Origin of the sequence: Actinokineospora sp. HUAS TT18 (genome assembly GCF_051364635.1) — a bacterium.
Taxonomy (GTDB): domain Bacteria; phylum Actinomycetota; class Actinomycetes; order Mycobacteriales; family Pseudonocardiaceae; genus Actinokineospora.
In genome coordinates this window covers 833,933-846,508 of sequence record NZ_CP195645.1, presented here as the reverse complement: position 1 = coordinate 846,508, position 12,576 = coordinate 833,933, and the positions used below count along the sequence as shown (strand labels likewise).

The window sequence follows — 12,576 nt, the reverse complement described above, 5'->3', positions numbered from 1 at the left end:
TTCCCCAACCTGTACGGACCGTCGCCGTACACTGTACCGTACATCTTACGGGAGCCAGGCCACCACCTCTTTCACCGACGCCACCGACACCACGTCCGGGATGGGTGGTCGCCGAACCACCACGACCGGCAACCCCAGTTCGCGCGCCGCGTCGAGCTTGGCCACGGTCAGGTCGCCGCCGCTGTCCTTGGTGACCACGACGTCGATCTCGTAGTTCCGCAGCAGCGCCAGCTCGCCGTCGAGCGTGTACGGCCCCCGGTCGAGCAGCAGTTCCATCCGGGCGGGCAGCGGCGGCTCCGGCGGGTCGACGCAGCGGACCAGGAACCATCGGTCCGACTCGGCGAACGAGGCCAGGCCCTGCCGTCCCGTGGTCAGGAACACCCGTTCCCCGGGCAGCGACCGCGCGGCCTCGTCGAGATCGTCGACCCAGTGCCACGTGTCACCCGGCCGCTCCGTCCACCCGGGACGGCGCAGCATGATCAGCGGAACCCCCGCCCGCGCGGCCGCGTCGGCGGCGGAGGCGCTGATCCGCTCGGCGAACGGATGCGTGGCGTCGACCACCGCGTCGATCCGGGCCTCGACCAGCCACGCGGCCAGCTTCTCCGGCCCGCCGAACCCGCCGATCCGCACGTCGCCGACGGGCAGCCGGGGCGACCGCACCCGGCCGGCGAGCGACGACACGACCGCCGTGTCCGGCCGCGTGGCGAGCGCGGCGGCCAGAGCCCGCGCCTCTCCGGTGCCGCCGAGGATAAGGACCTTCATGCGCTCACTACCCTGGTGTCATGACCGGACAACGGCGCACGCCGGAGGGCCTGCGCTATGGGTGGACGACGGGGGCGTGCGCGACGGCGGCGACCACCGCCGCCTACACCGCGCTGCTCACTGGGGAGTTTCCCGACCCGGTGACCATCACGCTCCCGAAAGGACAGACGCCCGCGTTCGCCCTCGCCGTGGAGGATCTCGATCCCGGCGTCGCGATGGCGGGGGTGGTGAAGGACGCGGGAGACGACCCGGACGTCACCCACGGTGCCCTGATCCGCTCGACGGTCCGCGCGGGTGAACCGGGAACCGGTGTGACGTTCGTGGCCGGTCCGGGTGTCGGCACGGTCACCAAGGCCGGCCTCCCGCTGGCGGTCGGCGAGCCCGCGATCAACCCGGTCCCCCGCACCCTGATCCGCGACCACGTCGCCGAGGTCGCGGCCCGCCACGGCGGCACGGGTGACGTCGTGGTGGAGATCTCCGTGGACCGCGGCGAGGAACTGGCCCGCAAGACGTGGAATCCGCGCCTCGGCATCCTCGGCGGGCTCTCGATCCTGGGCACCACGGGCGTCGTCGTGCCGTACTCGTGCAGTGCGTGGATCGACAGCATCCGCCGCGGCATCGACGTGGCCCGGGCGGCGGGCTACCAGCACGTCGCGGGCTGCACCGGTTCCACGTCCGAGCGCACGGTCATGGCGCTCTACGGCCTGCCCGAGGACGCCCTGCTCGACATGGGCGACTTCGCGGGCGCCGTCCTCAAGTACCTGCGCCGCCACCCGGTCGCGCGGCTCACCATCTCCGGCGGCTTCGCCAAGCTGTCCAAGCTCGCCGACGGCCACCTCGACCTGCACTCGGCCCGCTCCCAGGTCGACCTCGCCGCCCTCGCCCGCACCGCCACCGCGGCGGGCGGCAGCGCGGAGCTGGCCGAACGGATCACCAACGGCAACACGGCCCTGGAAGCCCTGACCCTGGCTCAGCAGGAAGGCGTCCCGCTCGGCGACGCGGTGGCCGACGGCGCCAAAGCCACGGCCCTGGAGACCTTGCGGGGCGCGGAGGTCGAGGTCGACGTCGTCGTGATCGACCGGGCGGGCAACATCGTGGGCCGCAGTCACTGACGCTCGCGCGCTGCCGAGTACAGGTGGCTGTCGCAGAATCCCTCCGGCGCCAGCACCCGACCGACGATGATCACCGCGGTCCGCTTGATCCCCGCTTCCCGCACCCGCGAAGCGATGTCGGACAGGGTCCCGCGCAGGATCACCTCGTCGGCGCGCGAGGCATACGCCACGACCGCGACCGGACACAGTGGACCGTAGTTGGGCAGCAGCTCGGCGACGACCTCGTCGATGCGCTGCACGGCGAGGTGCAGCACCATCGTGGCGCCGGACTTGCCCAGGGTGTCGAGGTCCTCCCCTGGCGGCATCGGCGTGGCGCGGGCCGACGTGCGGGTCAGCACGACGGTCTGGCCGACGCCAGGAACAGTCAGCTCAGTCCGCAGTGCCGCGGCGGCGGCAGCGAAAGCGGGGACGCCCGGGGTGATGTCGTAGGGCACACCAGCGGCGTCGAGGCGGCGGATCTGCTCGGCGATGGCGCTGAACACCGACGGGTCGCCGGAGTGCAGGCGGGCTACGTCGTGGCCGTCGGCGTGCGCGGCGAGCAGCTCGGCGGTGATCTCGTCGAGCGTCAGGTTCGCGGTGTCGACCTTGCGCGCGCCGGGCGGACACAGGTCCAGCAGTTCCTCGGGCACGAGCGCGCCCGCGTAGAGGCACACGGGTGCGGCGGAGATGATCCGCTGGCCGCGCACCGTGATCAGGTCGGCGGCCCCAGGGCCCGCCCCGATGAAGTGCACGGTCATTGGTTCTCCTTCACCACGGTCCACTGGGTCACCGGAAGCATCGGCCGCCACGCGGTGAACCCGCCCAGCGGGGCCGCGCGGCTGATGGCGAGCCGGATCAGGTCGCCGCCGAGGTCGGCCCGCCACCGGATCGCCAGGGCCTCCGACTCCAGCGTGACGGCGTTGACGACGAGCCTGCCGCCGGGGCGCAGCGCCGCCCACCCGGCCGCGATCACGCCCTCGACGGTCACCCCGCCGCCGACGAACACCACGTCCGGGTCGGGCAGGTCCTCCAGCGCGTCCGGCGCCGACCCGTGCACGACCCGCAGCCCGGGCACGCCGAGCCGGTTGGCGTTGCGGGTGATCCGCTCGGCGCGGTCCTCCCGGGGTTCGATCGCTATGGCCCGGCACGAGGGGTGCGACCGCATCCACTCGATGCCGATGCTGCCCGACCCCGCGCCGATGTCCCACAGCAGCAGGCCCGGCTCGGGTGACAGCGCGGCCATGGTCACCGCGCGGATCTCCCGCTTGGTGATCTGGCCGTCGTGTTCGTAGGTGTCGTCGGGCAGCCCGGGCGTCCTGGGCAGCCTGCGCGCCTCCGGGGCGGCGACGCACTCGACGGCGACGATGTTCAGCGGGCCGACCTGCGCCGACCACCCGTCGGCGATCCCGCTCACCACCTGTTCGTCCGGCCCGCCCACGGCCGAGACGACCGTCATCCGGCTGGAGCCGAAGCCGCGAGCGGTCAGCAGCCGGGCGACCGCGAGCGGTGTGCCCGCGTTCTCGCTGAGGACCATGACCCGGCTGCCGTGGTGGACCGCGGCGTGCAGCCGCTCGACGGGCCGGGCGACCGCGCTGATCACCTCGACGTCCTCCAGCGCCCAGCCGAGCCGCGCGCACACCAGCGACGCCGACGACGGGTGGGAGATGACCCGGATCTCGGTCCGGCGAGCCAGGGTCGCGCCGATGCCGTAGAACATCGGGTCGCCGCTGGCGAGCACGCACACGGCCTGGCCGCGGTGCGCGTCGAGGATTCCCGGGATGGCGGGCACGAGGGGTGACGGCCACTCCACCCGGTCGGCCTCGATCTCGTCGGGCAGCAGCGCGAGCTGGCGGGCCACCCCGACGATCACATCGGCGCTGGCCAGCGCGTCGCGGGCGGGTCCGGCCAAGCCGGCCCACCCGTCCGCTCCGATGCCCACGACAGTCACCACGATCGCAAACGGTAACCGACGCCCGGCCGAGATCCGCGACACGCGGCTTGGTCCGCGCGGGTCGGGTCTGCGACGATGCGGTGGACCAAGCAGGGAGTGGGAGGAAACCGGTGGAAATCCGGTGCGGTCCCGCCACTGTGACCGGGGAGCGCCACTCCCCCGCGTGCCACCGGGGCGACCTGGGAAGGCCGGAGCGGCGCGTCGATCCGGGAGCCAGGACACTCCGCCCTGCCAGACCGACCCGGGCGCGGACCCGGAGTGAGGATCATGGCGTGCTGCCTGCCATCTCCCCTGTCGTGCGCCGATGAGCGCCGGCTACCCGTTCTCCGCGGTCGTCGGCCACGACGACCTCCGATTGGCGCTGCTGCTCAACGCCGTGCACCCGGGCATCGGGGGTGTGCTGGTCCGGGGTGAGAAGGGCACGGCGAAGTCGACCATCGTGCGCGCGCTGGCCGCCCTGCTGCCCGTCATCGCCACGGTCCACGGCTGCCGGTTCAGCTGCGACCCGGCCGCGCCGGACCCGCGCTGCCCCGACGGCCCGCACGACGGCGGCCGCGACACCCGCGCGGCGCGGCTCATCGAGCTGCCGGTCGGCGCGACCGAGGACCGGCTCATCGGCTCGCTCGACCTGGAGCGCGCGTTGACCGAGGGCGTCCGCGCCTACCAGCCGGGTCTGCTCGCGGCGGCGCATCGCGGCGTGCTCTACGTCGACGAGGTCAACCTGCTGCACGACCACCTGGTCGACCTGCTGCTCGACGCCGCCGCCATGGGCCGCGCGCACGTCGAGCGCGAGGGTGTCTCGGTGTCGCACGCGGCGTCGTTCCTGCTGGTCGGGACCATGAACCCGGAGGAGGGCGAGCTGCGGCCGCAGCTGCTCGACCGGTTCGGGCTGACCGTCGAGGTGCGGGCAGCGCGGGACGTGCCGACGCGGACCGAGGTCATCCGGCGCAGGCTGGCCTTCGAGGCCGACCCCGCCGGGTTCGCCGCCCAGTGGTCCACTTCGGACACCGAGCTGGCCGCCCAGATCGTCGCCGCGCGGACCACGCTGCCGTCGGTGCGGCTGCCCGACGCGGAGCTGCGCCGGATCGCGGCGGTGTGCGCGGCGTTCGACGTCGACGGCATGCGCGCCGACCTCGTCCTCGCCCGCACCGCCGTGGCGCACGCGGCGTGGCGCGGCGGCACCGAGGTCGAGGAGGTCGACGTCGCCGTGGCGGCCCGGCTGGCCCTGCCGCACCGCCGCAGGCGCGACCCGTTCGACGAGCCCGGCATCGAGCAGGAGCAGCTCGACCAGGCGCTGCGGGACGCCGCCGAGCACACCGACCCGGACCCCGATCCCGGTCCGGAGGGCCCCGGTGGCGGTGCCCCGGAGCCCGGTGACGGGCCCAGCGGACCCAGCCAGGGCTCGCAGCAGTCGTCGCAGGAGTCCCCGACCGGCGGCCAGGCCCCGGTTCCCCCGGACCTGGCCTTCCGCGCCCGGCACCTGGAGATCGCAGGCGTCGGCGAAGGCGCCCCCGGACGGCGTTCGCGCTCCCGGGCGGGCGCCGGGCGGGCACTGCGCGCGTCGACGTCGCAGGGCTCGGGTGTCCACCTCGTCGGCACGCTGACCGCGGCGGCGCCGCACCAGCACCAGCGCGGCCGCGTGGGCACGGCGCTGATCGTGAAGTCCGGTGACGTCCGCAAGTCGGTGCGCGAGGGCCGGGAGAGCAACCTGGTCCTGTTCGCCGTGGACGCGTCGGGCTCGATGGCCGCGCGCAAGCGGATGTCGGCGGTGACCGGCGCGGTGATCTCGCTGCTGCGCGACGCCTACCAGCGCCGCGACAAAGTCGGCCTGGTGACCTTCCGGGGTTCGTCGGCCGAGTTGGTGCTCCCGCCGACGTCGTCGGTTGAGGCGGCCGTGGCCCGGCTGCGCGACCTGCGCACAGGCGGCCGCACCCCGCTGGCCGACGGACTCCTGCGCGCTCGCAAGACGCTGAACGTGGAGAAGCTGCGTGACCCGCGCAGGCGGGCGCTGCTGGTGGTCGTCACCGACGGCCGCGCCACGGTGCCGGTCTCGCACGACGCGGTCGGCGACGCGCTGCGGGCCGCGGCGATGATCGCGGCCGAGGGCGCGGCGAGCGTGGTCGTCGACTGCGAGAGCGGGCCGGTCCGGCTCGGCCTCGCGGTGAGGCTGGCCGCCGCGCTGGGCGGCACCGGGCTGCGCCTGGAAGACCTGTCCGCCGACGCCGTCGCGGGCGTCGTCCGTGCCGCGCGCGCGGCCTGAGGGGGGATCACCGATGCCACAGGGCAAGCCCGAGACCGTCCCAGACGACGGCCGCACGACCCGCCAGCGGCGCAACCGGCCGCTGGTCGTGGTCCACACCGGGGAGATGAAGGGCAAGTCGACCGCCGCGTTCGGTCTCGCGCTGCGCGGGTGGAACCAGGGCTGGTCGATCGGGGTGTTCCAGTTCGTCAAGTCCGCGAAGTGGAAGGTCGGCGAGGAGTCGGCGTTCCTGGCGCTGGGCAAGCTGCACGAGCAGACCGGCGAGGGCGGCCCGGTCGAGTGGCACAAGATGGGCGCGGGCTGGTCCTGGTCGCGCAAGTCGGGCACCGAGGACGACCACGCCGAGGCCGCGCGCGAGGGCTGGGCGGAGATCGCCCGCCGCATCGAGCGCGAGGCGCACGACCTGTATGTGCTCGACGAGTTCACCTACCCGCTGAAGTGGGGCTGGATCGACGTCGACGAGGTCGTGCGCACGCTGGCCGACCGGCCCGGCCACCAGCACGTGGTGATCACCGGCCGGGACGCGCCGCGGGCGCTGGTCGACGCCGCCGACCTCGTGACGCACATGACCAAGGTCAAGCACCCGATGGACGCGGGCCAGAAGGGCCAGAAGGGCATCGAGTGGTAGCCAGGCTCGTCGTCGCCGCCCCCGGCTCCGGCAGCGGGAAGACGACGGTCGCCACCGGCCTGATGGCGGCGCTGCGGCGGCGCGGGCACACGGTCGCGCCGTTCAAGGTCGGGCCGGACTACATCGACCCCGGCTACCACTCGCTGGCAAGCGGGCGGCCGGGCCGCAACCTCGACCCGGTGCTCGTGGGCGAGCACCGGGTCGGCCCGCTGTTCCGCCACGGCGCGGCCGGTGCCGACGTCGCGGTGGTCGAGGGCGTCATGGGGCTGTTCGACGGTCGGATCGGCCACCAGGTCGCCGCGGGCGGCTTCGGCTCGACCGCGCACGTGGCCGAGCTGATCGACGCGCCGGTGCTGCTCGTGGTCGACACGCGCGGCCAGAGCACGAGCCTGGCCGCGCTGCTGCACGGCTTCCGGTCCTACCGGGCAGGCGTGCGGCTGGCGGGTGTCGTGCTCAACCAGGTCGGCTCCGACCGGCACGAGCAGGTGCTGCGCGAGGCGTGCGACGACGTGGGCCTGCCGGTGCTCGGCGCGGTCCGGCGCGCGGTCGACGTGGACGTGCCGTCGCGGCACCTCGGGCTGGTCCCCGCGATCGAACACGGCGCGGCGGCGGTCAACGCGGTGGCCGCGATGGCCGACCTCGTCACGGCGTCGGTCGACTTGGACGCCGTGGTCTCACTCGCCCGGTCCGCCTCGGATTTCCCTGGCTCAGCCTGGTCTCCGGCCGACGAGGTCACCCCGGTGGTCGGTCGGCCGGTGATCGCGGTCGCGGGCGGACCGGCGTTCACCTTCGGCTACACCGAGCACGTGGAGCTGCTGCGGGCCGCGGGCGCGGAGATCGCCGTGGTCGACCCGCTGCGCGACGAACACCTGCCGGAGGGCACCCGGGCGCTGGTGCTGCCGGGCGGCTTCCCGGAGCAGCACGTGGAGGCGCTGTCGGCCAACGCGCCGCTGTGCGCGGAGGTGCGCGCGCTGGCGGGCTCGGGGGCCCCGATCCACGCCGAGTGCGGCGGGCTGCTCTACCTGGCGTCCGAATTGGACGGTCTGCCGATGTGCGGGGTGCTGCCGGTGACGGCGGAGATGACCCCCCGCCTGATGCTGGGCTACCGCGACGCCGTCGCCGCGACGGGGTCACCGCTGCACGCGGAGGGCACCCGGGTCACCGGCCACGAGTTCCACCGGACCCGCACGACCCCGATCCACGGGCGGGCACCAGCGTGGATCTGGCGCGACCACGAGGGAACGGTGCACCGGGAGGGCTTCGCGGTGGGCGGTGTGCACGCTTCCTATCTGCACACCCACCCGGCGGGCAACCCAGCCGCGGTCACCGCGTTCGTGGCGGCTACTTCGGCGCGGCCTGCGTGAGCTTCTGACAGTTCGGCGCCTTGTGCTGGGCGTCGGCGAACTCGGCGCGGATCTTGACGTCCAAGTCGGCGGCCGTCTGCGCCGACTGCAGGTCGTCAGCGAGCTTTTTGAACGTGGCGACGAACGCCGTCGGGTCAGCCGGGTCGGCCGCCTGGGCGGTGGCCACCGACGAGTCGATCGCCGCTTTGAACTGGCCCGCCCCCGCCCGGAGATCCTTGACCAGCCGCTTGCTGCCGGGCGCGGGCCCGTCGGCGAGCTCCTCCAGGCGCTTGTCGGCCGCCGCCAACGACTCGGAGGTCTTGGTCAGGTAGGTGACGATCCCGGTCTTCGCCGCGGCGAAGTCCGTCCCCGGCGACGGAGGCTTCTGCTTGGCGGATGTCCCCGCGTCGGCGATCACGCCGCACACCTTGTCCATCCAGTCCTGGACGTCGTCGGCGCGCACCTCGGCCGGGTCGGCCATCGGCGCGTTCGGGTCGTAGGACGTGGAGCAGCCCGCGAGCGCGAACAGGACAGCGACGATCAAGGCGGAGCGGTACCGCATGAAGGGTCCCCACAGCTGGAAGGCACGAGTCGCCGAAGCGTAAGGCGATCAAGGCTGAGCGGGGTGAACTGCGTGCGAACGACGAACCGCGAGCCCCCGACAGCTCGGGACTCGCGGTTCGTGGTCGTTCTCAGCTAGCGCGACGCAGGCTCCGGTGCATCAGGAGTGCGAACGTCACCCCGATCGCGCCCCACAGCACCGCGGAGGTGCCGAGGGAGGCGATGCGGAAGTCCCAGATCAGGTCGCCCGGGAAGCCCTCGGGGACCTCCTGGAAACCAGGGAGGACCTTGGCCACCGCGGTCACCACGACCAGGTAGCCGACCGCGGCCGCCGTGGCGGCGGTGAAGCCGCCGAGGCGCGCGGTCAGCGACCGGGAGAGCACGATCGCCGCGACGGCCGCCACCAGCGAGATGGCGATCATCGCGAAGAACAGCCCGGTGCGTTCCTGGATGGTGTCGGCGTTGCCGACGGCGGGCGGGTTGGCCGGGTAGGTCAGGAACGGCACGAGCACCACCGCGACGAAACCGATGCCCGCCAAGGCGAGCGCGGTCGCGCGCGGCGTGCGGGTGCCGATCCGGCCGTAGGCGAAGGCGAACGCGACGCCGAACAGGCCGCCGAGTCCCAGGCCGTAGACCACCGCGCCGATGCCGAGGCCGACCGTGGACTGGAACGGCCTGCTGAAGCCCTCCCCCTCGGTTTCGTGCTCGTGCTCGGCGGGCGTGCCGGGCTCGTGGGGGTGCGCGGCGCCGCCCGCTTCCTCGATCGCGATCGCGCGGTCGACCGAGGGCTCGCCGAACGCCGAGGCGAACCCGAACGCCAGCAGACCGCCGACCAGGCCCGCGAGCAGGCCCCAGACCAGCAGGGACCGCATTGTCAAAGCGGATGACTCAGTGCTCACGGACTCGGTTTCGGTCAGTGGCACGGGAAGCCCAGCAAGTGCCGTGCGTCGTGGACGAGTTCGTGGACGGTGGTGCCCTCGAAGATCGCCAAGGCGCCCTGCTCGGCACCCACGAAGTACAGCGCAAGCAGGGACAGCACTCCCACGAAGATCGCGTACGGCAGGATCTGCCGCACCGGGATGGTCAACGGGATGGGGGTGGGAGTCGCGACGGCATGCGTCATGGAGTCCTCCTCGGGCTTCACGCGGCCCAGTCGTTGGAGCGGACGACGGTGGAGGGTCTGACTGTGATCTCCTTGCGGGGATCTTCACAGTGGCGCGGCCGTGCCGGAGTCACACCGGCTTCCTTCTACCATCAGGGTCGACTTTGAAAAGTATGGGAGCGATGGGGACGGTGTCAACGCGGCCGTTCGTGGGGTGGGATATGTCATGAGCCGAACGTTGACGGTGGTCAGCCATGCCGCGACGGCGGCGACCCGGCTCGCGGCGTTCCCCGACGACGAGCCCGTGGAGCGGCCTGACATCGACGGGTCGGTCAGCGCCGACACCGCCGTGCGCGGCCCGGAGTCCCGCTGCGCGCAGACCGCGGCGGCGCTGGGCCTGTCGGCCGAGTCCGACGACCGGCTCCGCGACTGCGACTTCGGGCGGTGGCGCGGGCGCACGCTCGACGAGGTGGCCGCCGCCGAACCGGACGCCATGGCGCTGTGGCTCACCGACCCCGCGGCGGCCCCGCACGGCGGGGAATCGCTGCTCGAACTGCTCGACCGGGTCGGCTCGTGGCTCGACGCGCCGCCCGAGGGCAGGCGCACCGCCGCCGTCACCCATCCCGCCGTCGTGAAAGCGATGATTGTGCACGCATTAGGCGCGGAACCGTCCGCGTTCTGGCGAATTGACATCGCGCCGCTTTCCCGAACAATTCTGCGGGGCGGGCCTGGCCGGTGGACATTGCGCTGGCTCACCGCCGAATCATCGCGGTGACCTGGCGATTCAGCCCACACCGAATAGCGTGGAATAACGTTCGGAATCGACCGTTCGGACCAAGGGTCGAATGCCGGACACGGCCGGAAAATTACCCCCCGGGGTAGGGTCCAAATACCCTGCCCGAGATCTCCCCGATCCGCATTTCCTAACCGAGGGTATCCAACGGTGCCCGATCGGACACAGAAAGTGACCCACCGTGAACGGTCGTCCAGAAGGACGTCGTCCCGGTCGCCCGGCAGCGATCGGTGCGCATTGGCGGTGACATAACGCGTTCGCTCTTGCGCGGCGCGCTGAATAGGGCCACCGTTGTGAACGGCGGCAATACAGCTGATCTGGCGAAATTCGGCCGATAGCCGTATCACTTGCCGGAGGGCGAGCGATCCCTTCTTTGGGCCGGTACGGGACCGGCACTGCGACGGAAAGCGGGACTGCCGTGTTGCGGACTGGAGCGGGAAGCGGACGGGGTGAGACGTCCCCCGACCCCGACGCACCCGCGCAGAGCCCGCTCATCCACGACCTCATCGACCTCGCCGCCGCGGCCAAGGTGTCCCGCGAGCGTGTCCGGCACCTGCTCGACGCGGTGGTGTCGGTCGGCAGCGACCTCTCGCTGCAGAACGTCACCCGCCGGGTGGTGGCCGCGGCCCGCGAGCTGACCGGCGCCCGGTACGGGGTGCTGCGGGTGATCGGGCAGGACGGCGAGCTCATCGAGTCCGGCAGCGTCGGCGCCGAGCCGCCGTCCGGTTCGGTGCTGGCGGTCCCGGTGCGGTCGCGCGGCACGGTGTTCGGCCAGTTGCGGCTCAGCGGCAAGATCGGCGGCCTGCCGTTCACCCAGGAGGACGAGGACGTCGTCGGCGCTCTCGCCGCCGCGGCAGGGCTGGCGATCGAGAACGCGCGGCTCTACGAGGGCAGCCACCGGCGCGAGGCGTGGCTGCGCGCCACCACCGAGGTCACCGCGCTGCTGCGCACCGGGGCCGAGGACCTGTCCGCGCTGCGGCTGCTGGCCCGGCGCGCCCGGGAGACCGCCGCTGGGGCGCTGGCCATGGTCGCCGTCCCGGACTCCCACAAGGACCTGCGGATCCAGGCGGGCGACGGCGAGCTGCGCGAGAAGTTCGAGGGCCAGCTCATCCCGATCGTGGCGAGCCTGGCGGGCGACGTGTTCAGCACCGGTCGGGCCCGGCGCATCGACCAGCTCGGCGACGCGGTGTTCGCCCGCTCCGCCCAGACCTACGACCGCCTGTCCCTCGGTATCAGCAAGCTCGGGCCGACCGTGTTCGCCCCGCTGCGCACCGGCCCGCACCCGCGCGGCGTGCTGATCGTGGCCCGCCCGCTGGGCTCGGTGCCGTTCGACGACGACGACGTGCGCATGGTCGACGGGTACGCGAGCCAGGCCGCGCTGGCGATGGAGTCCGCGGAGGTCGTGCACGACCGGCAGCGCCTGGCGCTGTTCGAGGAACGCGACCGCATCGCCCGCGACCTGCACGACCTGGTGATCCAGCGGCTGTTCGCCATCGGCATCGGCATCCAGGCCCTGACCCGCGGCCCCATCGACGAAGCGCTCGGGGAACGGCTGGCCGGGCACGTCGCCGACATCGACCAGACGATCCGGGAGATCCGGCGCAGCATCTTCTCCTTGCAGGAGCCCGCCAACGGCGCCTACAGCCCGCGCGCCGACATCCTGCGCGCGATCTCCGACGCCGCCGCGTCGCTGGGGTATGAGCCCACCGTGCGGATGGAGGGGCCGCTGGACTCGGTGGTCCCGCCGGAGATCCACCTCGACCTGGTCGCCACGCTGCGCGAGGCACTGTCCAATGTGGTGCGCCACGCGCGGGCGACCCGGGTGCAGGCGACGGTGACCGTCGACCGGGCCGCGACCCAGCTGGAGCTGCTGGTGCAGGACGACGGCGCGGGCCTGCCCGTGGAGCTCGACCACCGCAGCGGGCTGGCCAACATGGTCCAGCGCGCCAGAAGATGGTGCGGCGACTGCGTGTTCGAGACACCCCCGCGCGGCGGGACCAGGGTGAGCTGGTCGGTTCCCCTGCCCCGACACGCCACGGCGGCTGAGGAGGCTGCGACATGAGAGAGCTTGCGAACGAATCAATG

At 73.0% G+C, this 12,576-nt stretch carries 12 protein-coding genes and 1 riboswitch; of the genes, 6 read left to right on the top strand and 6 right to left on the bottom strand.

Annotation, left to right across the window (positions count from 1 at the left end; genetic code table 11):
* Positions 1–45: 45 nt before the first annotated feature.
* On the bottom strand, positions 46–762 hold the full coding sequence (locus ACSHT8_RS03735; RefSeq protein ID WP_436497680.1) for a cobalt-precorrin-6A reductase: 717 nt from the start codon (positions 760–762) through the stop codon (positions 46–48).
* Positions 763–782: 20 nt separating this feature from the next.
* On the opposite strand from ACSHT8_RS03735, the gene ACSHT8_RS03730 reads away from it, so the two are divergent.
* Complete coding sequence (locus ACSHT8_RS03730) at positions 783–1,874, top strand: cobalt-precorrin-5B (C(1))-methyltransferase (protein WP_436497679.1); 1,092 nt, start codon at positions 783–785, stop codon at positions 1,872–1,874.
* Here ACSHT8_RS03730 and cobM read toward each other — a convergent pair.
* Both cobM and cbiE read right to left on the bottom strand, forming a co-directional pair.
* Entirely contained in the window at positions 1,868–2,611 is a 744-nt protein-coding gene (gene cobM / locus ACSHT8_RS03725; protein ID WP_436497677.1) for a precorrin-4 C(11)-methyltransferase, read from the bottom strand. The genes ACSHT8_RS03730 and cobM overlap by 7 nt on opposite strands.
* Positions 2,608–3,804: a precorrin-6y C5,15-methyltransferase (decarboxylating) subunit CbiE gene (gene cbiE / locus ACSHT8_RS03720; protein WP_436497675.1), complete on the bottom strand. Its 1,197-nt coding sequence runs from the start codon at positions 3,802–3,804 to the stop codon at positions 2,608–2,610. The genes cobM and cbiE overlap by 4 nt, the downstream gene beginning before the upstream one ends.
* Positions 3,805–3,905: 101 nt before the next feature.
* Positions 3,906–4,027, top strand: a riboswitch (cobalamin riboswitch).
* A gap of 81 nt (positions 4,028–4,108) precedes the next feature.
* Between cbiE and ACSHT8_RS03715 the strand changes: the two genes are divergently transcribed.
* Genes ACSHT8_RS03715 through ACSHT8_RS03705 form a run of 3 tightly spaced genes read left to right on the top strand, consistent with a single transcriptional unit; the run spans position 4,109 to position 8,056 of the window.
* On the top strand, positions 4,109–6,064 hold the full coding sequence (locus ACSHT8_RS03715; protein ID WP_436497673.1) for a putative cobaltochelatase: 1,956 nt from the start codon (positions 4,109–4,111) through the stop codon (positions 6,062–6,064).
* A gap of 13 nt (positions 6,065–6,077) precedes the next feature.
* A complete protein-coding gene (cobO, locus tag ACSHT8_RS03710) occupies positions 6,078–6,692 on the top strand; it encodes a cob(I)yrinic acid a,c-diamide adenosyltransferase (RefSeq protein ID WP_436497671.1) in 615 nt (204 codons plus the stop codon).
* Entirely contained in the window at positions 6,686–8,056 is a 1,371-nt protein-coding gene (locus tag ACSHT8_RS03705) for a cobyrinate a,c-diamide synthase (RefSeq protein WP_436497669.1), read from the top strand. The genes cobO and ACSHT8_RS03705 overlap by 7 nt, the downstream gene beginning before the upstream one ends.
* On the opposite strand, the gene ACSHT8_RS03700 is transcribed toward ACSHT8_RS03705, so the two are convergent.
* From ACSHT8_RS03700 to ACSHT8_RS03690, 3 genes are all read right to left on the bottom strand, one after another.
* The gene (locus ACSHT8_RS03700; protein ID WP_436497668.1) at positions 8,034–8,597 is read right to left on the bottom strand and encodes a hypothetical protein; all 564 of its coding nucleotides are present in this window, start codon (positions 8,595–8,597) and stop codon (positions 8,034–8,036) included. The genes ACSHT8_RS03705 and ACSHT8_RS03700 overlap by 23 nt on opposite strands.
* Positions 8,598–8,727: 130 nt before the next feature.
* Complete coding sequence (locus tag ACSHT8_RS03695) at positions 8,728–9,468, bottom strand: CbtA family protein (protein WP_436497666.1); 741 nt, start codon at positions 9,466–9,468, stop codon at positions 8,728–8,730.
* 41 nt (positions 9,469–9,509) lie between these two features.
* On the bottom strand, positions 9,510–9,719 hold the full coding sequence (locus tag ACSHT8_RS03690) for a CbtB domain-containing protein (RefSeq protein WP_436497664.1): 210 nt from the start codon (positions 9,717–9,719) through the stop codon (positions 9,510–9,512).
* A 205-nt stretch (positions 9,720–9,924) separates the two neighbouring features.
* Here ACSHT8_RS03690 and ACSHT8_RS03685 point away from each other — a divergent pair, with 205 nt between their 5' ends.
* Complete coding sequence (locus tag ACSHT8_RS03685; RefSeq protein ID WP_436497662.1) at positions 9,925–10,473, top strand: histidine phosphatase family protein; 549 nt, start codon at positions 9,925–9,927, stop codon at positions 10,471–10,473.
* A gap of 436 nt (positions 10,474–10,909) precedes the next feature.
* Positions 10,910–12,553 carry a sensor histidine kinase gene (locus tag ACSHT8_RS03680; RefSeq protein WP_436497660.1) on the top strand — a complete coding sequence of 548 codons (1,644 nt, stop codon included), beginning with the start codon at positions 10,910–10,912 and terminating at the stop codon, positions 12,551–12,553.
* Positions 12,554–12,576 lie beyond the last annotated feature (23 nt).